Annotated in this window: 23 protein-coding genes; 14 read left to right on the plus strand and 9 right to left on the minus strand. The window is 73.1% G+C overall.

Going from position 1 to position 23,209, the window contains the following annotated elements:
• The first annotated feature begins 56 nt into the window (after window positions 1-56).
• On the plus strand, window positions 57-977 hold the full coding sequence (locus OG447_RS05455) for a 1-phosphofructokinase family hexose kinase (RefSeq protein WP_266935224.1): 921 nt from the start codon (window positions 57-59) through the stop codon (window positions 975-977).
• Between the two features lie 35 nt (window positions 978-1,012).
• On the opposite strand, the gene OG447_RS05460 is transcribed toward OG447_RS05455, so the two are convergent.
• Entirely contained in the window at window positions 1,013-2,059 is a 1,047-nt protein-coding gene (locus tag OG447_RS05460; RefSeq protein ID WP_266935225.1) for a carbohydrate-binding protein, read from the minus strand.
• A 68-nt stretch (window positions 2,060-2,127) separates the two neighbouring features.
• Window positions 2,128-3,858, minus strand: a complete 1,731-nt coding sequence (gene cdgB, locus OG447_RS05465) for a diguanylate cyclase CdgB (RefSeq protein ID WP_266935226.1) — start codon at window positions 3,856-3,858, stop codon at window positions 2,128-2,130.
• 337 nt (window positions 3,859-4,195) lie between these two features.
• Here cdgB and OG447_RS05470 point away from each other — a divergent pair, with 337 nt between their 5' ends.
• Window positions 4,196-4,756 carry a flavin reductase family protein gene (locus tag OG447_RS05470; protein ID WP_266938761.1) on the plus strand — a complete coding sequence of 187 codons (561 nt, stop codon included), beginning with the start codon at window positions 4,196-4,198 and terminating at the stop codon, window positions 4,754-4,756.
• A 254-nt stretch (window positions 4,757-5,010) separates the two neighbouring features.
• On the opposite strand, the gene arfB is transcribed toward OG447_RS05470, so the two are convergent.
• Window positions 5,011-5,436, minus strand: a complete 426-nt coding sequence (gene arfB, locus OG447_RS05475) for an alternative ribosome rescue aminoacyl-tRNA hydrolase ArfB (RefSeq protein WP_266935227.1) — start codon at window positions 5,434-5,436, stop codon at window positions 5,011-5,013.
• Between the two features lie 164 nt (window positions 5,437-5,600).
• On the opposite strand from arfB, the gene OG447_RS05480 reads away from it, so the two are divergent.
• Together OG447_RS05480 and OG447_RS05485 are read left to right on the plus strand one after the other, a co-directional pair.
• Complete coding sequence (locus OG447_RS05480) at window positions 5,601-6,176, plus strand: TerD family protein (RefSeq protein ID WP_266935228.1); 576 nt, start codon at window positions 5,601-5,603, stop codon at window positions 6,174-6,176.
• 69 nt (window positions 6,177-6,245) lie between these two features.
• Window positions 6,246-6,779 carry a GNAT family N-acetyltransferase gene (locus OG447_RS05485; protein WP_266935229.1) on the plus strand — a complete coding sequence of 178 codons (534 nt, stop codon included), beginning with the start codon at window positions 6,246-6,248 and terminating at the stop codon, window positions 6,777-6,779.
• Window positions 6,780-6,949: 170 nt separating this feature from the next.
• On the opposite strand, the gene OG447_RS05490 is transcribed toward OG447_RS05485, so the two are convergent.
• Window positions 6,950-8,362 carry a M1 family metallopeptidase gene (locus OG447_RS05490; protein WP_266935230.1) on the minus strand — a complete coding sequence of 471 codons (1,413 nt, stop codon included), beginning with the start codon at window positions 8,360-8,362 and terminating at the stop codon, window positions 6,950-6,952.
• Between the two features lie 31 nt (window positions 8,363-8,393).
• A complete protein-coding gene (locus OG447_RS05495; RefSeq protein ID WP_266935231.1) occupies window positions 8,394-8,948 on the minus strand; it encodes a heme-binding protein in 555 nt (184 codons plus the stop codon).
• Between the two features lie 848 nt (window positions 8,949-9,796).
• Here OG447_RS05495 and OG447_RS05500 point away from each other — a divergent pair.
• From OG447_RS05500 to OG447_RS05515, 4 genes are all read left to right on the plus strand, one after another.
• A complete protein-coding gene (locus tag OG447_RS05500) occupies window positions 9,797-11,011 on the plus strand; it encodes a histidine kinase (RefSeq protein WP_266938762.1) in 1,215 nt (404 codons plus the stop codon).
• Window positions 11,008-11,628, plus strand: coding sequence for a response regulator transcription factor (locus OG447_RS05505; protein ID WP_266935232.1), 621 nt, complete (start codon window positions 11,008-11,010; stop codon window positions 11,626-11,628). The genes OG447_RS05500 and OG447_RS05505 overlap by 4 nt, the downstream gene beginning before the upstream one ends.
• A gap of 269 nt (window positions 11,629-11,897) precedes the next feature.
• Window positions 11,898-13,310, plus strand: a complete 1,413-nt coding sequence (locus tag OG447_RS05510) for a hypothetical protein (protein ID WP_266935233.1) — start codon at window positions 11,898-11,900, stop codon at window positions 13,308-13,310.
• A 382-nt stretch (window positions 13,311-13,692) separates the two neighbouring features.
• On the plus strand, window positions 13,693-14,196 hold the full coding sequence (locus tag OG447_RS05515) for a hypothetical protein (protein ID WP_266935234.1): 504 nt from the start codon (window positions 13,693-13,695) through the stop codon (window positions 14,194-14,196).
• Window positions 14,197-14,269: 73 nt separating this feature from the next.
• On the opposite strand, the gene OG447_RS05520 is transcribed toward OG447_RS05515, so the two are convergent.
• Window positions 14,270-14,953, minus strand: a complete 684-nt coding sequence (locus tag OG447_RS05520; RefSeq protein WP_266935235.1) for a pentapeptide repeat-containing protein — start codon at window positions 14,951-14,953, stop codon at window positions 14,270-14,272.
• Window positions 14,954-15,058: 105 nt separating this feature from the next.
• Between OG447_RS05520 and OG447_RS05525 the strand changes: the two genes are divergently transcribed.
• From OG447_RS05525 to OG447_RS05545, 5 genes are all read left to right on the plus strand, one after another.
• Complete coding sequence (locus tag OG447_RS05525; RefSeq protein WP_266938763.1) at window positions 15,059-16,066, plus strand: zinc-binding dehydrogenase; 1,008 nt, start codon at window positions 15,059-15,061, stop codon at window positions 16,064-16,066.
• A 141-nt stretch (window positions 16,067-16,207) separates the two neighbouring features.
• On the plus strand, window positions 16,208-16,960 hold the full coding sequence (locus tag OG447_RS05530; RefSeq protein ID WP_266935236.1) for a DUF6879 family protein: 753 nt from the start codon (window positions 16,208-16,210) through the stop codon (window positions 16,958-16,960).
• Window positions 16,957-17,799, plus strand: a complete 843-nt coding sequence (locus OG447_RS05535) for a helix-turn-helix transcriptional regulator (RefSeq protein ID WP_266935237.1) — start codon at window positions 16,957-16,959, stop codon at window positions 17,797-17,799. The genes OG447_RS05530 and OG447_RS05535 overlap by 4 nt, the downstream gene beginning before the upstream one ends.
• Before the next feature lie 124 nt (window positions 17,800-17,923).
• Window positions 17,924-18,070, plus strand: coding sequence for a hypothetical protein (locus OG447_RS05540; RefSeq protein WP_190344470.1), 147 nt, complete (start codon window positions 17,924-17,926; stop codon window positions 18,068-18,070).
• Window positions 18,067-19,248, plus strand: coding sequence for a methyltransferase domain-containing protein (locus OG447_RS05545; protein ID WP_266935238.1), 1,182 nt, complete (start codon window positions 18,067-18,069; stop codon window positions 19,246-19,248). The genes OG447_RS05540 and OG447_RS05545 overlap by 4 nt, the downstream gene beginning before the upstream one ends.
• A 53-nt stretch (window positions 19,249-19,301) precedes the next feature.
• Here OG447_RS05545 and OG447_RS05550 read toward each other — a convergent pair whose 3' ends face one another.
• The 3 genes from OG447_RS05550 to OG447_RS05560 all read right to left on the minus strand — a co-directional run bounded on the left by OG447_RS05550 (window position 19,302) and on the right by OG447_RS05560 (window position 21,618).
• On the minus strand, window positions 19,302-19,778 hold the full coding sequence (locus OG447_RS05550) for a GNAT family N-acetyltransferase (RefSeq protein ID WP_266935239.1): 477 nt from the start codon (window positions 19,776-19,778) through the stop codon (window positions 19,302-19,304).
• A 120-nt stretch (window positions 19,779-19,898) separates the two neighbouring features.
• A complete protein-coding gene (locus OG447_RS05555; protein WP_266935240.1) occupies window positions 19,899-20,789 on the minus strand; it encodes an aminoglycoside phosphotransferase family protein in 891 nt (296 codons plus the stop codon).
• Window positions 20,790-20,883: 94 nt separating this feature from the next.
• Window positions 20,884-21,618: a thioredoxin domain-containing protein gene (locus tag OG447_RS05560; protein WP_266935241.1), complete on the minus strand. Its 735-nt coding sequence runs from the start codon at window positions 21,616-21,618 to the stop codon at window positions 20,884-20,886.
• Window positions 21,619-21,773: 155 nt separating this feature from the next.
• Between OG447_RS05560 and OG447_RS05565 the strand changes: the two genes are divergently transcribed.
• Window positions 21,774-23,156: an FAD-binding oxidoreductase gene (locus OG447_RS05565; protein ID WP_266935243.1), complete on the plus strand. Its 1,383-nt coding sequence runs from the start codon at window positions 21,774-21,776 to the stop codon at window positions 23,154-23,156.
• The last annotated feature ends 53 nt before the right edge of the window (window positions 23,157-23,209 follow it).

A 23,209-nucleotide genomic window follows, 5' to 3' on the forward strand; every position in this document is an offset into this window, starting at 1 on the left:
GGGCCGGCCGCTTTCCGTTTGGCATGATCCCGGCACCGACAGACCCGGGGGAGCCCATGATCCTGACCGTGACGCTCAACAGCGCGCTCGACGTCACGTACCGCGTGCCGCGGCTGCGCCCGCACGCCTCCCACCGGGTCACCGCCGTCACCGAACGCCCCGGCGGCAAGGGGATCAACGTCGCCCGGGTCCTGGCCTCGCTCGGCCACCCGGTGAGCGCCACCGGCTTCGCGGGCGGCCCGGCCGGCTCCCTCGTACGGGAGCTGCTGGCCGGCTCCCCCGGGGTGGTGGACGCCCTGGTCCCCTGCGCGGGCACCACCCGCCGCACCGTCGCCGTCGTCGACGAGGCCTCGGGCGACACGACCCAGTTCAACGAGCCCGGACCGCTGATCAGCGCCGAGGAGTGGTCCGCGTTCCTGGCCCGGTACGCGGACCTGCTGGCCGGCGCCCGCGCGGTGGCCCTGTGCGGCAGCCTCCCTCCCGGCGTCCCGGTGGGCGCCTACGCGGTCCTCGTACGGGCCGCCCGCGCGGCCGGGGTCCCGGTCCTGCTGGACACCAGCGGCGAGGCCCTGCGCCGCGGGGTCGCCGCCCGGCCCGAGATGATCAAGCCGAACGCCGCCGAACTGGCCGAGCTGACCGGCTCCCGCGACCCGCTCCCCGCCACCCGCGACGCCCGCCGCCGGGGCGCCCACGCGGTGGTCACCTCGCTGGGCCCGGACGGCCTGCTCGCCGCCACCCCCCAGGGCACCTGGCAGGCGGCCCCGCCCCGCACCCTGTCCGGCAACCCCACCGGAGCCGGTGACTCCGCGGTCGCCGGACTGCTGTCGGCCCTGGTGGAGGGGCTGGACTGGCCCGACCGCCTGGTCCGCGCGGTCGCCCTCTCGGCGGCCACGGTCGCCGCCCCCGCGGCGGGAGAGTTCGACCCCCGCACCTACGAGGAGGTACGGGGGTCGGTGAAGGTCACTCCGGCCGGCTAGGGCCTGTCCTTCGGGTCAGGCCGGATCAGGCCTGATCAGGAGTCCTTTTCGATCCAGAGCTGGTCGAGGACGACGTCGCACTGGTTGCCCGGCTCGCACGAGATCTTGACCGTGTTCGAGCCCTGCTTGAGATCCACGATCGAGTAGGTGTTGGTCCAGCCCTTGGCCCAGTCGCCCTCGGCGGCCTTGGAGAAGTTCGCCATGTTGATCGGCCTGGAATGCGCCTCGCCGTTGACCGTCAGCGTGGTCTTGGCGTCCTTGCCCGGCACCCCGTAGGTCATCTTCAGCCGGTACTTGCCCGTCTTGGGCATGTCGAGGGTCCACGTCGCCGCGGCGCCGACCGCGTTCAGGCCGCCCACGTACTGGCCGCCGGCGCTCTTCGCGCCCGGCACGGTGTTCTGCAGCATCGCGCCGCCCGTGAGGGACATGCCGGCGCCCGCGAAGTCCGCCTTCGGCAGCGGGGCCTCCGAGGGCTGCGGAGAGCCGCTGGGGGGCGGGTTCGACGGGTTCTGCGGGGCGGACGACTGCTGGTTGCCGTTCCCCGCGTTGTCGCCGGCCTTCTTGTCCTTGCCGTCGCCCCCGAACGCCAGGGCCGCGCCGATGCCGATCGCGACAGCCGCGACCACCGCCACGGCCGCGATGAGCACGCCCTTGCGGCTGGACCCGCCACCGCCGCCGTGACCACCGTGGCCGCCGGCGTGCGACATCGTCTGGGTCTGGTGCTGCGGGGACTGCTGCTGCGGCGGCACGCCGTAGCCGCCCGCCTGGAGCGCCTCGGGGGCCTGGTACTGGGCCTGGTAGGGGGGCTGCTGCGCGGGACCCTGCTGCTGGGGCACGGGGCCGCGCTGGCCGCCGTACGTGCGCTCGCCGACCGTACGCACCTGGTGGTGCGAGGTACGGGGAACACCCGGCTGCGGGCCGGAATGACCGCCGGCCGCGGGGCCCGGATAGCCGTATCCACCACCCGAAGCGGGCGGGGTGGCTCCGGCCGCCTGGCCGTCCGCGTAGAGATACCCGAACGGATCATCGTCCTCGGGCTTGTTCGCCCCACCGTGCGGGCCGTTGTTCGCGGGCGTCGTCATCGCAGGTCACTCCTTTCGACCCCCGGGAGCCTACCCCGAACACGTGCACTCAGGGGCGGCCGATCAGCTCAACCGGCCCGCCGGTGCGCCTTGGACCGGGACCGTTTCTCGATGTACATCCGCTGGTCGGCGGAGCGCAACACCTCGTCCGCCGACATCCCGCAGCTGGCCCAGCCGATGCCGAAACTCGCCCCGACACGCACCGCGCGGCCGTCCACCCGGATCGGCGGGATGATCGCGCTGCGCAGCCGGACCGCCAGGTCGGCGGCGTCCGCCGCGCCCAGACCGTCGGCCAGGACCACGAACTCGTCACCACCCAGCCGGGCGACGGTGTCACCGTCCCTGACGCAGGTCGTCAGCCTCCGGGCCACCTCGATCAGGACCGCGTCGCCCGTGTGGTGACCGAACCGGTCGTTGATCGACTTGAAGCCGTCGAGGTCGCAGAAGAGCACCGCGAGCCCCTTCGTCCCGTCGTCGATGTCACTCGCGGGCGCCACCGTGTGCACGTGGTGGTCGTAGGGGCCGTCCGCCTGCGCGGGCACCGCCCCGGGGAACTCGAAGGGGTCCTGCCCGGCGTAGCGGTCCGGGCCGTCGGGTTGAAAGCCGTGCTCACCCGCACCACCCGCCTCTACGCGCGCTCCGTGGGCCTCGTAGCCCTCGTGGCCCTCACGGCCCTCGAAGGCCGCGTCCAGGGCCTCCACCGCGGTGGCCCGTACGGACTGGGGCCTGCGGCACAGCCGGGCCCCCAGCCGGGCCCGCAGCTCGGCACTGTTGGGCAGGCCGGTCAGGGAGTCGTGGCTGGCCCGGTGCGCGAGCTGGAGCTCGTGCCGCTTGCGCTCCTCGATGTCCTCGACGTGCGTGAGCAGGAAACGCGGCCCGTCGGCGGCGTCCGCGACCACGGAATTGCGCAGCGAGACCCATACGTACGTGCCGTCGCGCCGGCCAAGCCGCAGCTCGGCGCGGCCGCCCTCGGCGGAGGTGCGCAGCAGCGTGCCGATGTCCTCGGGGTGGACCAGGTCGGAGAAGGAGTAGCGGCGCAGGACGGAGGCGGGGCGGCCCAGCAGCCGGCACAGGGCGTCGTTGGTGCGCAGCAGCCGGCCGTGCTGGTCGCCGCCCATCTCGGCGATGGCCATACCGCTGGGGGCGTACTCGAAGGCCTGCCGGAACGACTCCTCACTGGCCCGCAGCGCCTGCTGCTCCCGTTCGAGCCGGACCAGGGCGCGCTGCATGTTCGCGCGCAGCCGCGCGTTGCTGATCGCAATCGCCGCCTGGAAGGCGTACATCTGGAGCGCTTCGCGTCCCCAGGCGCCGGGGCGGCGGCCGTTCCTCGGTCTGTCCACCGAAATGACACCTAGAAGTTCCCCGCCGGACGCATACATCGGGGCGTACAGCCGGTCCTCCGGATGCCATTCGTCCTCGAACCGCGGCTCGGGCCCCTCGGTGTGCCACTGGGGGACGTCGTCCTCCATGAGGATCCAGCCCTCGGTGTGCGGGATGAACCGCAGCCCGTCCCAGTTCTCACCCATCGTCAGACGGCGTTCCCAGGAGGAACGGGAGCCGACACGGCCGGTGATGAGGGCCTCGGCCGCGGGGTCGCCGGCGAAGGCGGCGACGACGAGATCACCGTCAGGGCGTACAAGGTTGACGCAGGCGAGTTCGTAGCCGAGGCCCGCGACGATGCCGTCCACGACCGTCTGCAGAGTGTCCGCCAGGCTCCGGGCCGTATTGAGTTCGGCCACCACCCGGTGGAGCTGCCGCAGGGTCGCAAGACGGACGTAAGGCTCCGACTCGGTCTCCATTGCTCGCTCTCCCCGAGACCTCGACAGCAACTCCAGGTTTGTCATCGGCGTTTCGTTGCGGTGTCCCGTCCACTGAATCACAGTGAGCTGTGCGGCAGGTACACAGGGTCAACAAATCTTGCTGTCTGTGACTCAAGTCACATGAGACGAATAATGGCGCGCAACAGGCCCTTCACCCCAGGGAGCGCTCCTCTTCCTTAGCGAGAGCAAACGATATGCCGGGGTCCTAGGACGAGGGGCGGGGTGCGGCTCGGACCAAGGCCCGATGTGCCGGGCGGGACCGCGACCTTAGCGTGTTGCCGTGCCGAAGACGACCCCCGTACCCCTTGTGTCCCGAGTGCCCGGGCCCAGTGCCCCGCCCACCCACCGCACCCCTCATCCTGGGGGAGTGAGCAACGACGAGTTCCGGGCAGCGATGTCCCGGCTGGCGGCGGGCGTGTGCCTGATCACCGCGCACGAGACGCCCCTGACGGCGGACGGACCGCGCGGCGAGGACGTGGGCATGACGGCGACCGCCTTCATGTCGGTGTCACTGGACCCGCCGCTGGTACTGGTGAGCCTGCGCGAGGGCTCCCGGATGGACGACCTGCTGGCGGAGCAGCCGCTGTGGGCGGTCTCGGTCCTCGCCGACCACCAGCTCCAGGTCGCCGGCCGCTTCGCGATGAAGGGCCGCATCAGCGACCGCCTGCTCTTCGCGGACCTCCCCTACGTACGCGGCGAGGCCTCCGGCGCCCCGCTGCTGACCGGCGCGCTCGCCACCCTGGAATGCCGTACGGAGAACCGGGTCGAGGCGGGCGACCACACCCTCGTCATCGGCCGCGTCCTGACAGCCGGGCTGCCGTCCCCGGACGGTCCGCCCCTGACGTACTTCCGCGGCCGCTACCGGCACCTGGGCTGACCACCCGGCCCGGAGCCCCGATCCCGTACGCGCACCCACCCACCCAGGGGCGGCAAATCCAGCCCCGCCGGCGTTTGAGGCGCGGGGCCCGGGGCGGAGCCCCGATCTCGTACGCCAACCCACCCAGGCGCGGCAAAATCCAGCCCCGCCGGCGTTTGAGGCGCGGGGCCCGGGGCGGAGCCCCGGCAACGGCGCCGCGCGGCACCGCACCGGCGCCACACCGGCTCGCGGCAGCGCACCGGCCGGGCCACCGCCTACCAGTCCCGCCCGGTCCGCCCCCGCTTGGTCTCGGCCCGCGCCTTCTTCTCCCGCAGCCGCCGCTCATTGATCCCGCGCGGAATCTTCGTCGCCCGCCGCTGCTTCGGCGGCGGCGCCGTCGCCTCCGCGAGCAGCGAAGCCAGCCTGACCAGCGCCATCTCCCGGTTGCGGAACTGCGAGCGGTGCTCGGAGGCCCGTACGGTCACCACCCCGTCCACCAGCCGCGCCGCGAGCCGCTCCAGCGCCCGCGCCTTCCACACCTCCGGCAGCGCCTTCGTCGCGGCCACGTCGAACAGCAGCTCCACGCGCGAGTCCGAGGTGTTCACGTGCTGCCCGCCCGGCCCCGAGGAACGCGAAAAGCGCCAGGCGAGCTCGCCCTCGGGGAGCACGACCGAACCGCGGATGACATAGGGACCAGGCATGCCCCTATGATCCGTGCCCGTTCCCGCCCCGTCACCCGCATTTCCCGACGGGAACCCGCCTGCCCCTCGTCGCGTTATAGAAGACAGCGGTAACTTGGCCGCACATCGCGGTCAGTATCTGCGTACGTGCACCTGCATGTCGGATTGAGGAAAGGGACATTCCCATGGCTGTCAGCCTGTCCAAGGGCGGCAACGTCTCGCTCACGAAGGAGGCCCCCGGCCTCACTGCCGTCACGGTCGGCCTCGGCTGGGACGTCCGTACGACCACCGGTGTGGACTTCGACCTCGACGCCTCGGCCATCGCGGTCAACCCGACGGGCAAGGTCGTCTCCGACGGCCACTTCGTCTTCTTCAACAACAAGTCCACCCCGGACCAGACCATCGTTCACACCGGTGACAACCGCACCGGCGAGGGCGCGGGCGACGACGAGGCCATCAACGTCAACCTCGCCGGCCTCCCCGCCGACGTGGACAAGATCGTCTTCCCGGTCTCCATCTACGACGCCGAGAGCCGCAGCCAGAACTTCGGCCAGGTCCGCAACGCGTACATCCGCGTCGTGAACCAGGCCGGCGGCGCGGAGATCGCCCGCTACGACCTCTCCGAGGACGCGGCGACCGAGACCGCCATGGTCTTCGGCGAGCTCTACCGCAACGGCGCCGAGTGGAAGTTCCGCGCCGTGGGCCAGGGCTACGCCTCCGGCCTCACCGGTATCGCGCAGGACTTCGGCGTCAACGTCTAAACAGCGACGCCTCGCTGGTGAAGCCCCCTCCCGGCCGTCCGGGGAGGGGGCTTCGCTACCGTTCACCAGGTGATCCTGCAACCGCTCGTGCCCGTAGACGGCGCCCTGCCGGGCCCGGTCCTCACCGAGATCGCCGCCCTGTACGCGACGAACCACGCGTTCTTCGAACTCAGTGGCGACTTCCCCGACCCGGACCGCATCACGGTCGAACAGGTCGCCGCCGCCCTCGCCGACGAACTCGCCCATGACGGCGCCGAGGTGCTCCTCGCCCGCTCCGCCGGCCGGCTCGTCGGCCTCGTGGCCACCCTCGCCCACACTTCCCCCGAGGACCCGGCCTCCGACGACCCGGACCCGTGGATCGGGCTGCTGCTCATAGACGCCACCGCGCACCGCGAGGGATACGGCCGGACCGTGACGGCCCTGGTCGAGGACCGCTTCCGTACGGCCGGACGCACGGGCGTACGGCTCGCCGTACTGGACAACAACCCCAAGGCCCTCGCCTTCTGGCAGTCCCAGGGCTACACGGCCCTGCGCCGCGGCACGGACCGCGAACGCGGCCGCGACTGCACGGTGCTGCACAAGCCCCTGACACCCACGGCCTAGGTCGTGTCGTCAAAGTCGCGTCTGGCTGTCGGGGTCCGGCACGCACGCTCGCCGCGTTGTCGTCGGTCGCCGATGCTCCGCATCGACTCCCTCCTCCGCCTTGCGATCGCACGCACCAGACCCCGACAGCACCGCCCTACGGGCGGCCGACGCCACTTTGACGACACTCCCTAGCGGGGCCGTCCCTCGCCGTACAACCACACGTCCCAGACCTTCTTCAGGTCATGGCCCGTCTTCCGCTCCGCGTAGGCGGTGAAATCAGCCGTGTCCGCGTTCCCGTGGCGGTGGTCGGCGGCCCAGCCGCGCAGCAGGGCGAAGAACTTCTCATCCCCCACCTCCTGGCGGATCCGGTGCAGGACCATCGCGCCCCGCTGGTACACCGGGCTCCCGGAGATGTGCTCGGGCCCGGGCGGCGCGGCGGGCGGGAAGGCGTCCCAGTCGGAGTCCGCTTCGGCGTCCACCTCCGTGTCACCGGCCAGGAAGGCCTCGAAGCGGGCCTGCGCGGAGTGCCCGCCGTGGTCCTCGGCCCACAGCCACTCGGCGTAGGTGGCGAAGCCCTCGTTGAGCCACATGTCCTTCCAGGACTTCGGCGACACCGAATTGCCGAACCACTGGTGGGCCAGCTCGTGCAGGACGAGTTCCTCGTCCGCGGGCGCGCCGGGGTACACGGGCTTGGTCTGCGTCTCCAGCGCGTAGGCCAGGGTGCCGCCGGGCAGCACGATCGCACCCGCCGTGCTGAAGGGGTACGGGCCGAAGCGGCCGCTGCCCCACTCCACCATCTCCGGCAGCCGTGCCAGCGGACCCTTGCTGAGGGCCGCCTCCTCGGGCGACACCGCGTTGTAGACGTCGACCCCCGAAGCGGTCCGCCCCTTCGTCACCTCGTACCTGCCGACGGCGGCGGTGGCCAGGTAGCTGGCCATCGGCTCCGGGCTGTGCCACGCGAAGGCGGTCCGGCCGTCGCCCGTATCGCTGCGGGATCGCAACTCGCCGTTGGACACCGCCTCGTAGCCGTCCGGGACGGTGAGCGTGATGTCGTACGTTGCCTTGTCGCTCGGGTGGTGGTTGCCGGGGAACCAGGTCATCGAGCCGACGGGCTCGCCGACGCCGACCGCACCGTCCCCGGTGGTGATCCAGCCCTCCTCCGAACCGTCAGGATCCGCGAGGGCCTTCGGCTTGCCGGCGTAGTCGACCTCCGTACGGAAGACCTCGCCCTTCTTCAGGTCCTCGGCCGGACGCACGGTCAGCTCGTTGCCCGTCCGGTTGAACCGGGCCCGGGCGCCCTGCACCGTCACGCCCTCCACGCGCAGGCCGCTCAGGTCGAGGTTGAAGGAACTGAGGCCCTGCTCGGCGCGGGCCGTGATGACGGCCGTACCGTTCAACTGCCCGTCGGCGGGGTCGTAGTCGAGGTCCAGCGCGTAGTGCTCGACCTGGTAACCGCCGTTGCCCGCCTTGGGGAAGTACGGGTCGCGCAACCCGGCCGCCCCCGGCCTGCCGTGCACGGTGCCGCCCGTACACGCCGCGGTGAGGGCGAGCAGGGCGGCAGCGGCGGTGACGGACAGACGGGATCGAGCGCGTGGTTCCACGCGCTCGATCCTAAGCGGGCCGCCCTCGCCGTTACTTGCTGAGCGCGTCGACACCGGCCTTGGCGAACTTCTCGTCCAGCTCGCCGCTCGGGGCGCCGGCCACGCCGATGCCCGCGACCGGGGCGCCGTTCGCCTGCACCGGGGTGCCGCCGCCGAGGAAGAGGGTGCCGGGGATGTCCTTCAGGTTCGGGGCCTGGGCAAGGCGGCCCACGAGCACCGAGGTCGGGGCGTTCCAGGACACGGCGGTGAAGGCCTTGCGCTGCGCCGACTCGTAGGACTGCGGGCCCGCGCCGTCGCCTCGCAGGGTGACGATGGTGTTGCCGTTGCGGTCCACCACCGCGACCGTCACCTTCTGGTTCTCCTTCTCGGCGGCCTGGAGCGCGGCCTGGGCGGCGCGGGTGGCGGCGTCGACGGTGAGGTGGGTGGTCGTGGTGAAGTTCTGGTCCTTCACCTCGTCCTTCTTCGCGACGGCGGCCGGGGCGGCCTCGGCGGCGGGGGTGGCGCTGGCGCTGACGGCACCGAAGGTGCCGGCGGCCAGGGCGGCGGCGAGGGCGGTACCGGTGAGGACGCGGGTGCGGGTGTTCATCTCTGCTCCTGAGAACGATGACGGCATCGGGGCGTCCGGGCCGGTCGGGCCGGCTCGTCCACTGCTCCAAGCCTGGGCCCGAACCCCCCGCCGCCCCGTCCCCGTACCGGCTCGCCCCGGCCACCGCACCGGCTGACCCCGGTGTCATCCGATCGGCCGATGCGGTGCCCCGGGCGGGGCCTGTTCGATATCCCCTGCCCCTGCTCCTGCGGGCGGCTCGGCGGTGTCCGGGCTCGGCTGCGCCGGGCCCCCTGGGGCTCCGCCCCAGACCCCGCGCCTCAAACGCCGGCGGGGCTGGATTCGGCCCTGGCTTCGCGCCTGGCGGGGTGCGGTTCGGCTGCGCCGGAGCCTGGTCGGTGGGGTCGGTCCGCGGGGCCGCTCCGGGCTGTCTCCTCGGCTCGCGCACTGAGCCCGATCACGAAAGGTCAGGCCGGTTGCGCGCTCGTCCTGCGGGGACACCCCTGCGCGTCCCCACTCCCCTCCACCACGGCTACGCCTTCCGAAGCCCGGGCGTGGGGCGGGGTCGCGCAGGAGAGTCCCCGCAGGACGAGCGCGCAACCTGGGCCGGACTCTCGTAGCCGGGGCTAAGTGCGCGAGCCGAGGAGACGCTCCGGAGCGGCCCCGCCCCACACCCAAAGCCAAACCCAGCCCCGCCGGCGCTTGAGGCGCGGGGCCTGGGGCAGAGCCCCAGCAACGGCGCCGCACAGGCCAAGCCCCGCCAAGCCCCCCGCAGGGGACACGGCAGGATGGAAGTGTCCGCCCCCACCCCCCAGGAGCCCCCCGTGAGCCCCGCACCACCACGGCAGCGCGCCTCGGCCGATCCCGATACCCGGACCCTGGCCACCGTCATGCACGCCGCGTTCTTCCTGCTCCTCGGCGCATCGGTGGCCCGCTTCCTCCTCCGCCACCCCGGCGAACCCCGCACCCCCTGGGTCCTCGCCCTCAGCATCACCCTGGCCCTGCTGTACGTCCTCGGCCCGGCCGTCGGCGCCTCCCGCCAGCCCGGCGCAACCCCCCACCCCGGCACCGCCAAGCCCCCCGGCCGAGCAACGGCGCAGCCGACCCGCCGAGCAACGGCGCAGCCGACCCGGCAGCCGACCCGCCGCCTCCTCTGGCTCGGCCTCGTCGTGGCCACCTGGGTGGTCCTCGTCGTCCTCGCCCCGAGCTTCGCCTGGTGCGCCGTACCGCTCTTCTTCACCGCCCTGCGCACGCTCCCGCCCCGCGCCGCGATCGTCCTCGTCGCCCTGCTCACCGTCTTCGTCGTGATCGCCCAGCTCCAGCTCGCCACCGCCTTCGACCCCAACCTCCTCCTGGCCCCGCCGGCCGTCGCCGCCCTCGCCACCGCCGTCTTCGTCCACATGGAGCGCCAGGCACAGGCCCAGCGCGCGCTGATCGACGACCTGATCCGCACCCGCAGGGAACTGGCCGCCACCGAACGCCGCGAAGGCACCCTCGCCGAACGGCAGCGGCTGTCCATGGAGATCCACGACACCCTCGCGCAGAACCTGTCCAGCCAGCAGATGCTGCTCCAGGCCGCGGACCGGACCTGGGACACCGACCCCGGCACCGCCCGCGCGCACGTCCGTACCGCCACCGGCATCGCCGCCCGCGGCCTCGCCGAGGCACGCCGGCTCGTCCACGACCTGGCCCCCGCCGAACTCGCCGACGGTGCCGGCCTCGCCGAGGCCCTGCGCGCCCTGGACGCGGGCCCGGACATCGAGGTCCGCTTCCACCTCGAAGGCACTCCGGCCCCGCTCCCCGACCGCGTGCAGTCGGCCCTGCTGCGCATAGCCCAGGGCGCGCTGGCGAACGTACGCGAGCACTCCGGAGCCCGTACCGCCGCGCTCACCCTGAGCTTCCTGGGCGACCAGGTCGTCCTGGACGTCGCCGACGACGGCCACGGCTTCGCCAAACCCCGCACCGCCGCCGCCACGGAACGCGGCCACGGCCTCCCGGCGATGCGCGCCCGCGTCCGCCAGCTGGGCGGCACCCTGACGATCGAATCCACGCCGGGCGAGGGCACCGTCCTCTCCGCGGCCATTCCCCTGGAGCCGGCCCCATGACGACGATCCTCCTCTGCGACGACCACGTGGTGGTCCGGGCGGGCCTGCTGGCCCTCCTCGGCAGCGAGCCCGACATCGAGGTGCTCGGCGAGGCGGGCAGCGGCGAGGAGGCCGTCGCCCTGGCCGCCAAACTCCGGCCCGACGTGGTCCTGATGGACCTCCAGCTGGGCGAGGGCATCGACGGCGTCGAGGCCACCCGCCGCATCACGGCCGTGCCCCAGCCCCCGCACGTCCTGGTCCTCACCACGTACGACACGGACGCGGACATCACCCGGGCGATCGGCGCGGGCGCTACGGGCTACCTCCTCAAGGCCGAGCGCCCGGAAGAGCTGTTCGCCGCGATCCACTCGGCGGCCGAGGGCCGCACCACCCTGTCCCCGCCGGTGGCCAGCCGCGTGATGGCCCACATGCGCGGCGCCCGCCCCACCCTCACCGACCGCGAGCTCGACATCCTCGGCCAGCTGGCCCGCGGCCTCGGCAACCGCGACATCGCCCGCGCACTGTTCATCAGCGAGGCCACGGTCAAGACCCACCTGGGCCGCATCTACGACAAGCTCGGCGTCGACACCCGCGCGGGCGCCGTCTCGGTGGCCAAGGAACAACGCCTTCTGCCCTGACCTCCGCCGCGGCGCTTGCAGCCGCTGCCGCCGCCGGAGTACCCCGTTGGCGGTCAGCCTGCTGGCCGAGGACAAACTGACATGCCGTCATCCGGCGTCCTACGCTTCACTGCGCGGTCCCCCACGCCGCGCACCTCCCCGGCAGGCCGGGGCGGCGCACCGCTGTCGCGACCCCCACGAGCCGCCCGACAGCGCACCAGACCCGTCGGCGAGGACTCCTTCCGACGGCGGGCCTGCCCCCGACGTCCGGCCGGAAGGTCTGTCCCCCCATGCCCCCACTCACCCCGTACGCGCCCCCGCCCCCCACACCGCGCCGCACACCGCGCCCCCACCGCTTCCGCTGGGCGTACCGGCTCGCCGCCGCCTGCCTCCTCAGCCTGGCCAGCCTGCCCGTGACCGCCACCGCCCCGGCCCGCGCCGCGGCCGCCGTCGGGGACATCACCGAGTTCCCGGTCCCCACCCTCGGCAGCTCCCCCGGCGACATCACCGCCGGCCCCGACGGCAACCTGTGGTTCACCGAGGCGGGCATCGGCAAGATCGGCCGGATGACTCCCGCCGGGGAGCTCCTCGCCGAGTACGACCTGCGCCCCGGACAGCCCATCAGCCCGATCGGCATCACCGCCGGGCCCGACGGAAACCTGTGGTTCACCGCCCCCGGCCTCATCGGGAAGATCACCACCGCGGGCGCCGTCACCACGTACTCCGTGCCCGCGTCGAGCGGCAGCCCGTTCGCCATCACCACCGGACCCGACGGGAACCTCTGGTTCACCACCGACCCCGGCGACCGGATCGGGAAGATCACCACCTCGGGCGCCATCACCGACTACCCGCTCCCCAACGCCAACAGCGCCCCGGAGAGCATCACCACGGGCCCCGACGGGAACCTCTGGTTCACCGAGATCTTCGGCAACCGGATCGGAAGGATCACCACCACCGGGACCATCACCGAGTACCCCCTCCCGCAGGCCGACAGCGGCCCGGACATCATCACCGCCGGCCCCGACGGCAAACTGTGGTTCACCGAGCTCTTCGGCAACCGGATCGGGAAGATCAGCACCACCGGTGACATCGCCGAATACCCCGTCCCCGACGCCGGCCCGGACGGAATCGCCGCGGGCCCCGACGGGAACCTCTGGTTCACGGCGCAGCTCACCAGCCGGATCGGGCGGATCACCACCGACGGAACCGTCACGCAGTACCCGCTGCCCACCCAGGAGAGCTACCCGACCCGCATCACCGCGGGCCCGGACGGCAACATGTGGTTCACCGAGATCGTCGGCGACCGCGTCGGGCGGGTGAAGGTCGAAGCCGGCCGGCCCAGGGCCGACCTGGCGGTCACGCTGGACGCACCGGCCACCGCGCCCGGCGGCACCGAGTACGGCTACACGGTCACCGTCACCAACAACGGCCCCTTCAGCGCCGCCGACACGGCCGTCACCCTGACCCTCCCCCGCGGCGTGCCCGTCACGGGCACCTCCCCGGGCACCGCCCAGCGGACTCCCACCCCGGTGACCTGGCGCATCGAAGCCCTGGGCGCCGGCCGGCAGCGGGTCTTCCACGTCACCGTACGAGCCCCCCGCCGGGGCACCGTCACCGCGACGGCCCACGCCACCTCCCCCACCCCCGACCCCCGCAGATCGAACAACACCACCAGGGCAACCACCCGAATCACCCCCAGCTGACCTCCCCGGCCCGAACCCCGGCCCGGCACCAACCCCCAGCTGCAGCCAGATCCAGCCCCGCCGGCGTTTTGAGGCGCGGGGTCCGGGGCGGAGCCCCAGCGGCGGCCAGATCCAGCCCCGCCGGCGTTTGAGGCGCGGGGTCCGGGGCGGAGCCCCAGCGGCGGCCGCAGGCCGCGTCACCCAGCCGCGCCGGGCCAGGCCGCCCCGAACGGGCCACCCGCCGAAACGGGGCAGGGCACCGACCCCCGGCCGGGGGCGCGGCCAGGGGCCACCGCCCCGGGGCCGCGCCCCGGGCCGCGGCCCCTGGGGAGGTCGGTCGGGCCCGCCGCCAGGCGCCGGGCGGCCGTGTCACCCCCCGCCCGGCCGTGACACCATCGGGTACGTGCTCGACATCGGCTATTCCCTCTCCCGGCGCTTCCCCGACCCCCCGCAGACCGACTACCGCTCGGCGGACGTCCACACCCTGCGGCACGACCTGTTCTGCGGGGACGTGTACCTCGCCGACACCAACGCGGACCGGGAAGTGTCCACAGCCTGGGGATGGGTGCCCGTACTGGACTTCGCCTGGGCCCTGTGCGACATCGTCGAGCAGCTCGACCAGGACCCCCGCGGCAGCCGCTCCTCCAACCGCCAGTACGCCGAACTCGACTTCACCGAGTCCACGGACCGGATGCTCTTCGAGCGCCGCTTCGGCTGGGTCGACGTGGAGGCCGACTGGATGCCGGCCGAGGAGGACCCGCTGACCTTCAGCCACCGCCTGCTGCGCCGCGAGGCCCGCGACTTCCTGCACGACCTGATCGCGGACCTGATCGACATGCACGACGGCCTGGCGGACAACCCCGCCATCTGGATGCTCCAGTCCCGCTTCCCCCGCGTCCCCGCGTAGCTCCGACGGGCCGGCCGGGGACGGGACACCGCCCCAGGCAACCCATGAGCCCCAGCTACGGCCACCGCTCCCGCTACGCCACCACCCGTACCCCCAGCTGCGCCGCCAGCGCCGGAGCCAGGTCGAACAGCTGCGCCGGGCTGATCACCGCTCCGGCCAGCGCGTCCACCCCGCGGGCGATCCCCAGCTCGGCGGCGGCCCGTAGGTCCACGTCCGTCATCCGCACCCCGCTGAAGTCCGCCCCGCGCAGCGCGCAGTCCCGGAACTCCACCCGTTCCAGCACCGCGCCCCCGAAGTCCGGCTCCACCAGCACGCACGCCTCGAAGACCACGTCCCGCAGCCGTGCCTTCCGCAGGTTCAGGTAGTCGATCTTCCCGCCGCGGACCACCACCCGTTCCAGCACCGCTCCGTGCAGCTGTACGCCGCCCAGCCGGGCGTCCACCAGCTCCACGTCCCGCAGCGAGGCCCCGGACAGGTCCGTCCCCACCCCGCGGACCCCTTCCAGCACGGAGTCCAGGAACCGCGCCTTCGCCAGCCCCGTCTCGTCCAGCGCGCACCGCCGCACCGCGCAGTCCATGAACCGGGCCCCGACCCCCTCCTGTCCCGCCCAGTCCAGGTCCGCGAACTCCAGCCCGTCGTAGTCCCCGTCCGGCTCCAGCTCGCCACCCGACCACGCCGCCAGCTCCGGAAGCCGTACCTCCGGCCGCCGCGCCGCCTTCACCGTGTCCCGCTGCTGCCCTTTTCGCACGATCGCCATCGCCCCATCGTGACCCACCCCACTGACAATGCGGGCCCTTGACCTCAACCGCACTTCAGGCCGGAGGCTGCCCGCATGGACACCACGAACGCCACCCACGCCACGATGAACGCCGTCCGCCTGCACGCCTTCGGCCCCGCCGAGAGCCTCACCTACGAGGCCGCCCCCACCCCCGCCCCGGCCCCCGGCCAGGTCCGCATCGCCGTGGCCGCCGCCGGCGTGCACCTGCTCGACACCAGCCTCCGCGAGGGCGTCCAGGGCCCCTCCCCCGCCCTCCCCGAGCTCCCGACCATCCCCGGCCGGGAGGTCGCCGGCACCGTCGACGCCCTCGGCCCCGGCACCGACCCCGCCTGGCTGGGCCGCCAGGTCGTCGTCCACCTCGGCTTCGTCCCCGGCGGCTACGCCGAGTACGCCGTAGCCGACGCCGACCGCCTGCACGCCCTGCCGCCGGGGCTCGACCCCGCCGAGGCCGTCGCCATGATCGGCACCGGCCGCACCACCCTGGGGATCCTCCAGTTCGCCGACCTCGGGCCGGGCTCCGTCGCCCTCGTCCCAGCCGCCGCGGGAGGCATCGGCACCCTGCTCGTCCAGTACGCCAAGAACGCCGGCGCCACCGTCGTCGCCCTCGCCGGCGGCCCCGCCAAAACCGCCCTCGCGGCCGCGAACGGCGCCGACCTCGCCCTCGACTACACCGCCCCCGGCTGGCCCGAAACCGTACGTGCCCGCTACCCCGGCGGCGCCACCGTCCTCTTCGACTCCGTCGGCGGCGCCACCGCCCGCGCCTGCCTCGACCTGCTCGCCCCCGGGGCCCTGCACCTGGTCTTCGGCTGGTCCGGCGGCCCCCTGACCCTCACCGACACCGAACGCGCCGCCCTCACGGCCCGCGGGATCACCACGCAGCCCGTCCTCGGCCCGGCCATGCTCCAGCGCGTCGGCACCCCCGACCCCCTGCGCACCCTGGAGACCCGCGCCCTCGCCGAAGCCGCCACGGGCCGCCTGCGCCCGGCCCTGACCCGCTACCCCCTGGCCGAGGCCGCCACCGCCCACCAAGCCCTGGAATCCCGCGCCACCACGGGCAAGGTCATCCTGGAACCCGTCCCCCGCCCGACCTGACCCCCACCCTCACCGCAACCCGCCCGCCAGCTCACGCAGCGCGCCGTCCGTCCCGAGAATCATTGCGAATCACGCAGGACAGGGATGCCGTACCCGCCCCATCCTGGTCGGGACTTGTCCGCTGGTGGGAGGGGAACGGCAATGGCACGGCGACTCCGGTTCATCGGTACCAACTCCGGCAACGACGGATGCCCGACCCTGTACGAGGACCTGGACACCGGGGAGGTCCTGGTCCAGGGCGACGCGGTGACCGACCCCCACGACGTGGCGCAGTTGCGGAACGTCAAGGATGGGGAGGGGTTCGTGGTCGTCCCGCGCGTGCTCCTGGCCGACTTCGCGCCCCGGGATGCGGAAAGGACGCCCGTGCTGATCGGCTTCGAGGAGTTCGCCGGGATGTTCCGGACCTTCGCGCACACGGCCTGGCGCCTGGAGACCCGGCGCCGCTACCAGTCCGACGAGGAGACCGAGACCTACCAGCGGTTCGTCCGGGGCGAGGACGCCGGCTGGGACCTGAACGACCCCTGGTGCGTGTCCCGGCGTGAACAGTCCGCCCTGGGCAAGCGCTTCGAGCGGGTACGGATCGCCGACAACCCGCCCACCCCCGGTCAGCGCTACCTGCTCGACAACGCCCGCCGCAACAGCGCAGTCGGCGAGGACATCCGCAACCTGTGGCGCTCCGACGCCGAGCGGCTCCAACTCCCCGACGACGACTTCTGGCTCTTCGACTCCCGGGTGATCGCCCGGCTCCACTTCGATGACGACGACCGGATGACCGGCGTCGAACTCGTCACGGACCCCGTCGAAGTCGCCCGCGCCTGCCAGGTACGGGACGCCGCATGGCACCACGCCGTTCCGTACGAGACGTTCGCGGAACAGGTGCCGTCCGCCGAGTGAGCACCGACTTCCAACAGGCAAGGGTTGCCCTCGGTGCGCGGCTGCGCGAGCTGCGCACCGATCGGCGGCTCACGGGCCGCCAGTTGGCGGCCCTGCTCGGCTGGCCCCAGTCCAAGGTCAGCAAGCTGGAGACTGGTCGCCAGACCGCAACGACGGACGATCTGCTGGCATGGGCGGACGGCACCGGCCACCCGGAGGCAGCAGAGGAGCTGATCACCAGGCTCCGGAGCCTGGAATCCCGCTCCCGCGCCTGGCGCAGACAGCTCGCAGCCGGCCACAAGCCGGTCCAGGACACGCTGACGGCCGAGTACGAGCGCACGAGAACGTTCCACGTCTGGCAGGGCTCCACCGTCGTGGGAATGCTCCAGACCGCCGAGTACGCCCGCCACGTCTTCACCCGCTACGCCGACCTCCACCAGTCCGTCCGGGACACCGAAGAAGCCGTACGCGCCCGCGTGAAGCGCCAGGAAATGCTGTACGAGCCGGGACGCACGTTCCACATCGTGATGTGGGAAGCCGCCCTCCGGGCTCTCGTATGCCCTCCTCCCGTGCTGGCCGCCCAGCTCGACCGCCTGGCGGGCGTCCTCGGACTGGACACCGTCTCCCTCGGCATCGTCCCGTTCGGCGCCTCCCTGAAGATCCCCCCGGCCAACGGTTTCTGGCTGTACGACGACCGCCTGGTGATCGCGGAGGACTGGCACGCGGAACTCTGGCTGGACGACGCGGACAGCGTCGGCGTCTACCGGAAGGTCTGGCAGGCACTCTCCGATTCCGCGGTCTACGGCGCCGACGCCCACCGCGTGATCGCCCGCGCCCGGCGGGCTCTCGACGCTCCCTGAGAATCGGCCAGAAGATCACGGACCGGCCCAAGAATCCCCGCGAATCAGCCCCCACAACGCCGGACACCCAGCTCTAGCGTCCCTCTCATCGCACCCCTCATCCATCACGAGAAGGAGCACACTCATGGGCGGACAGCACGGCGGCGGCACGGGCTCGGGCCAGGGAGGAAGCCAGCAGGACGACGGCCAGTCGGGCGCCGGGCACGGCGGAGGCGGCTCGGAGGGTCAGGACTCCGGGCACAGCGACACGAAGGGCAGCGGCACCAAGTGACCGAACGCGCCACGACGGAGGCCGGCCCCCAGGGGTTGGCCTCCCGGCTCATGGACTCCGGGGCCATGACCTCCGACTGGCTCCCCGCCTACCAGGCGGTGCCCCGGGAGTCGTTCGTCCCGGACGTGATCTGGCCCGGGGTCGGCCCGGCCGACGGCGGACCGGTGGCGAGCATCGACCGCCAGGCCGACCCGCAGGCATGGTTCCGTGCGGTCTACTCGGATACCTCCCTGACCACCCAGTGGGACGACGGGAACCACGCGGGACCCGGCCGTGGCAAGGTCCCGACATGCAGCAACTCCCAGCCCTCCATGGTGTTCTCCATGCTGGCGGCCCTGGGCCTCCAGCCGGACTCCAAGGTCCTGGAGGTGGGGACCGGTACGGGCTGGTGCGCGGCTCTGCTGTCCGAACGGATCGGCTCGGAGAACGTGGTCACAGTCGAATTCGACCCGGAGAGTGCGGCCACCGCCCACGCACGGCTGGACGCCACGGGTTACAACCCGGCGGCCGTGGTCGGAGACGGCTCCCAGGGCTGGCCGTCGTGCGCTCCATATGACCGGGTGCTGGTCACGGCCTCCCTCCGGGAGATCCCAGCGGAGATCATCCGGCAGACACAGCCCGGAGGGATCATCGTCTCCCCCTACGCCACGGAGTACGGCGGGGAGGCCGTCGTCCAGCTCACCGTCCAGGAGGACGGGAGCGCCACCGGGCCGTTCGTCAGCTCCTCCGCCTTCATGCGCCTCCGGCAGCAACGCGCCTACCGGACGCACGTGAAGGAGTACCTGGGCGGGAAGCCCTGGCCCGCCGATGGTCGCCTGACGGTCACTTCCCTGTGCCCGGAGGACGTGGCCGCCTGGCTCCCCATGTTCGCCATCGGGCTCCAGACGCACGGAATGTTCCCCTACCCGGAGCGATACGACGGCGGGAGCTACACGCTCTGGCTCCGGGACACCAAGGTCACCTCCTGGGCGTCGATCGACTTCGTTCCCGGCGCGGAGGAGTTCGAGGTCTACCAGTCCGGGCCCCGGGAGCTGTGGGGCGAGCTGAGGGCCGCGTACGCCTGGTGGAACGGCCAGGGCCGTCCCGGATTCGAGCGGTTCGGCCTCACCGTGCGCCCCGACGGCACCACCTGGTCCTGGCTCGACTCCCCGGAGCACCCGGTCCCCGCCGTCGGATAGGCGTACACCGCACCCGCCCGGCGCCGGTCCGCGGCCCCGGGCGGGCCCAGCGGCTACTCCGCCCCCGCCAGCTCACGCAGCGCGCCGTCCGTCAGGCGGTTCACCGTCCACTCGTCCATCGGCACCGCCCCGACCGACCGGTAGAAGTCGATGGCGGGGGTGTTCCAGTCGAGGACCGACCACTCCAGCCGCTCGTACCCGCGCTCCACGCAGGTCCGCGCCAGCTCCGCCAGCAGGGCCTTGCCGTACCCGCCGCCACGCACGCCCGGGCGTACGTACAGGTCCTCCAAGTAGATGCCGTGCACCCCGCGCCACGTCGAGAAGCTCAGGAACCAGAGGGAGAAGCCGACGACCTCGCCCTCCTCCGTCTCCGCGATGTGCGAGTACGCCGCCGGCCGCTCCCCGAACAGCGCCTCGCGCAGCTGTTCTTCGGTGGCGCGGACCTCGTGCAGCGACTTCTCGTAGTCCGCGAGTTCGCGGATCATGGCGTGCAGTGCGGGGACGTCGGTGACGCGAGCGCTACGGATCATCCCCGCAGCCTAGGTCGTGCCACCCGCCCACCGCCCGGCCCCGCCACCCCAGCCCGCTCACCGCCCGCCGCCGGCCCGGCCCCGCCGCCCCGGCCCGCTCACCGCCCGCCCGCCGCCCGCTCACCGCCCCAGCAGCAGCTCCGCCACCACCAGTTGTTCCTCCTGCATCTCGTCCTCCCCGTCCTCCACGTCCCACAGACAGTTCTGCAGCACCCGCGCCAGCGTCCACGCCCGCGCCCGCTCGCGGTCCAGCCCCAGCACCTCCGTCAGCAGGTCGAACCGCCACCGCACCTCGTCCGCACGGAAGTTGTTGTTGATCGCCGGCAGCAGGTCGAAGCCCGGGTCCCCCGCCAGCGGCTTCGGGTCGATCGCCAGCCACGCCTCCCGGGCGCCCGCGAGCACGTTGTCGTAGTGCAGGTCCCAGTGCAGCAGCCGGTCCCCCGGCTCCGCCGCGACCTCCGCCACCGCCGCCGCGCAGTCCCGCAGCAGCGCCCGCGCCCGTTCGTCCGCCAGCCGCCCCAGCGCGTCCGGTACGCCGTCCAGCATCCCCTCGGCCACGTCCCCGAGCCCCCGCAGCCCGGCCGGCGCCCGTACCGCCGTCAGCCGCGCCAGCAACTCCGCGACCACCTGCACCGCGCGCCGCGAATCCCGCTCCGCCAGCCACGACAGGTGCCGGCCCTCGTCGAGCCGCTCCAGCAACAGCGTGCCCGTGCCCTCGTCGTGCTCCAGCAGCCGTACGGAGCCCCGCCCGGCCCAGGCCCGCAGCGCGACCGGCTCCCCCGCGCTCTCCTCGTCCAGCAGCTGCAACTTCAGCGCGGCCGCGCTCCCGTCGACCCGCTCCACCGGCAGCACCAGGGCCGTCACCCCGTGCATCCCGGGCCCGGTTCGCCGTAGCCCCCACCGCTCCAGGAACTCCGCCGCGCGCCCGGGCAGCGCCGCGATGAACTCCCGCCCGGCGTCGCCGTTGTACCTGATCTGCGCCAGGACCAGCCCGTCCGGAATGTCGACCATGCCCCGAGCCTAGGCCGTCACTTCCGGATCCTGCCGGGCCCGCGCTGCCCGGCAGGATCCCAACGACACCCCGGGACCGCGTCACCGGACCCGCTCAGCCGATCCCCACGCCCTTCAACGTCCCCGCGAAAGCCGCCGCGTCGAACATCGACCGGTCCTTGGCCCCCACCGCCCGCCCGTCCACCAGCACCACCGGGGTCCCCTGCGCCCCCGTGGCCTCGAAAGCCCGCTCCGCCTCACCGACCCACCCCTGGTACGTCATGTCCGCGACGGCCCCGTCGAACCGCGCCCCGCGCAGCCCCGGCACCTGGTCCGCGATCTTCAGCAGCAGCCCGTCCGTGAACTTCCCCTTCGGCTGGCTGGCGAAGACCGCCGCCTGGTACTCGGCGAACTTCCCCTCGTCCACCGACGCCCGCAGCGCGTTCACCGCCTTGACCGAACCGCTCGCCCCGCCCTGGTCCAGGAAGGACGCCAGCAGGTACTCGACCTTCACCCGGCCCTCCGCCGCCAGCCCGAGCAGCGCCCCGCCCCCGGCCTCCTCGAACTTCGCGCAGTAGCCGCACCGCGGATCCACCAGCACCTGAACGGTGCGCGGCGCCTCCGGACGGCCCACGACTACCTTCGCCCCCTCCACTCTGGCGGGCAGCTTCGCCAGTACGTCCGCGATCGGGCTGGTCCGCACCACGGCAGCGGACGCGGCCGCCTCCGGACCGCCCCCGGACCCGCCCCCGCAGCCGGCGACGGCCCCGCCCAGCAACGCCACAGCCGCCGCGACCCCGACCGCCACGACGCCGCGCCGCGCGCGCCCTGCCCCACGTACGCCCACCATGAAACGAACCTCTCACCCCAAAACCAGACAAAACCCTCGCCACCCTACGGCCCCCACCACCCCTCCCACATCAGCCATCCGGCCACCCGTCCCGCCCCGAGGCGCGACAACCCGTCCCTGGACACCCCTCTCGCGCGCCGTGTACCAACTCCCCCATGACGATCAACGGCGGCATCTCCTTCTGGTACGCGACGGACCGCACCGCCCCCGCCACCCCACCCCGCGCCCCCCTCACCAGCGACGCCACGGCCGACGTCGTCATCGTCGGCGGCGGCTACACCGGCCTGTGGACGGCGTACTACCTCAAGTCGTCCGCCCCCGACCTGCGCGTCACCGTCCTGGAGCAGAAGTTCTGCGGCTACGGGGCCTCCGGCCGCAACGGCGGCTGGCTCTACAACGGCATCGCCGGCCGCGACCGCTACGCCGCCCTCCACGGCCACGAGGCCGCACGGCGCCTCCAACTGGCCATGAACGACACCGTCACCGAGGTCATCGACGCCGCCGCCAAGGAGGGCATCGACGCCGACATCCACCGGGGCGGCGTCCTCGAAGTCGCCCGCAACCCCGCCCAGCTCACCCGCCTCAAGGCCTTCCACCGGGCCGAAGTCGCCTTCGGCGAGACCGACCGCGAGCTGTACGACGCCACCGCAGCCGGCGAGCGCATCGGCGTCGCCGACGCGGTCGGCGCGAGCTGGAGCCCGCACGGCGCCCGCATCCACCCCCTCAAACTCCTCAAGGGCCTGGCCGCCGCCGCCGAACGCCTCGGCGTCGTCATCCACGAGTCCACGCCCGTCACCGAGATCGCCCCGCGCAAGGCCGTCACCCCCTACGGCACCGTCCGCGCCCCCCACGTCCTGCGCTGCACCGAGGGCTTCACGGCCTCCCTCAAGGGCCAGAAGCGCTCCTGGCTCCCGATGAACTCCTCGATGATCGCGACGGCCCCGCTCCCGCCGGAGACCTGGGACCGGCTGGGCTGGTCGGGCGGCGAGGTCCTCGGGGACATGGCGCACGCCTACATGTACGCCCAGCGCACCGCCGACGACCGCATCGCGATCGGCGGCCGCGGGATCCCGTACCGCTTCGGCTCGCGCACCGACAACGACGGCCGCACCCAGCCCGCCACGATCGAGGCCCTCACCGACCTCCTCACCTCGTTCTTCCCGGTCCTCACCGGCACGGAGATCACCCACGCCTGGTCGGGCGTCCTCGGCGTCCCCCGCGACTGGTGCGCGACGGTCACCCTCGACCGCGCCACGGGCCTGGGCTGGGCCGGCGGCTACGTCGGCTCGGGCGTCGCCACCGCCAACCTCGCCGCCCGCACCCTGCGCGACCTGGTCCTGGGGAACTCCACCGACCTGACCACCCTCCCCTGGGTGAACCACCGCGTCCGCCGCTGGGAGCCGGAACCCTTCCGCTGGCTCGGCGTCCAGGCCCTCTACACCGCCTACCGCGCGGCCGACCGCCACGAAACGGCCACCCACACCCCGACGACAACCCCCCTGGCCCGCCTGGCGGACCGCATCTCGGGCCGCCACTGACCAAACGCCGGAAGGCCCCGGGTGATCACCCGGGGCCTTCCGTTTTTGTACGA

Source organism: Streptomyces sp. NBC_01408 (genome assembly GCF_026340255.1).
Lineage (GTDB): Bacteria > Actinomycetota > Actinomycetes > Streptomycetales > Streptomycetaceae > Streptomyces.

Coding starts and splice junctions, on each gene's coding strand:
- OG447_RS05455 (WP_266935224.1), top strand. CDS start 57: ATGATCCTGACCGTGACGCTCAACAGCGCGCTCGACGTCACGTACCGC.
- OG447_RS05460 (WP_266935225.1), bottom strand. CDS start 2,059: ATGACGACGCCCGCGAACAACGGCCCGCACGGTGGGGCGAACAAGCCC.
- cdgB (WP_266935226.1), bottom strand. CDS start 3,858: ATGGAGACCGAGTCGGAGCCTTACGTCCGTCTTGCGACCCTGCGGCAG.
- arfB (WP_266935227.1), bottom strand. CDS start 5,436: ATGCCTGGTCCCTATGTCATCCGCGGTTCGGTCGTGCTCCCCGAGGGC.
- OG447_RS05480 (WP_266935228.1), top strand. CDS start 5,601: ATGGCTGTCAGCCTGTCCAAGGGCGGCAACGTCTCGCTCACGAAGGAG.
- OG447_RS05495 (WP_266935231.1), bottom strand. CDS start 8,948: ATGAACACCCGCACCCGCGTCCTCACCGGTACCGCCCTCGCCGCCGCC.
- OG447_RS05500 (WP_266938762.1), top strand. CDS start 9,797: ATGCACGCCGCGTTCTTCCTGCTCCTCGGCGCATCGGTGGCCCGCTTC.
- OG447_RS05505 (WP_266935232.1), top strand. CDS start 11,008: ATGACGACGATCCTCCTCTGCGACGACCACGTGGTGGTCCGGGCGGGC.
- OG447_RS05510 (WP_266935233.1), top strand. CDS start 11,898: ATGCCCCCACTCACCCCGTACGCGCCCCCGCCCCCCACACCGCGCCGC.
- OG447_RS05520 (WP_266935235.1), bottom strand. CDS start 14,953: ATGGCGATCGTGCGAAAAGGGCAGCAGCGGGACACGGTGAAGGCGGCG.
- OG447_RS05525 (WP_266938763.1), top strand. CDS start 15,059: ATGAACGCCGTCCGCCTGCACGCCTTCGGCCCCGCCGAGAGCCTCACC.
- OG447_RS05530 (WP_266935236.1), top strand. CDS start 16,208: ATGGCACGGCGACTCCGGTTCATCGGTACCAACTCCGGCAACGACGGA.
- OG447_RS05540 (WP_190344470.1), top strand. CDS start 17,924: ATGGGCGGACAGCACGGCGGCGGCACGGGCTCGGGCCAGGGAGGAAGC.
- OG447_RS05550 (WP_266935239.1), bottom strand. CDS start 19,778: ATGATCCGTAGCGCTCGCGTCACCGACGTCCCCGCACTGCACGCCATG.
- OG447_RS05555 (WP_266935240.1), bottom strand. CDS start 20,789: ATGGTCGACATTCCGGACGGGCTGGTCCTGGCGCAGATCAGGTACAAC.
- OG447_RS05560 (WP_266935241.1), bottom strand. CDS start 21,618: ATGGTGGGCGTACGTGGGGCAGGGCGCGCGCGGCGCGGCGTCGTGGCG.
- OG447_RS05565 (WP_266935243.1), top strand. CDS start 21,774: ATGACGATCAACGGCGGCATCTCCTTCTGGTACGCGACGGACCGCACC.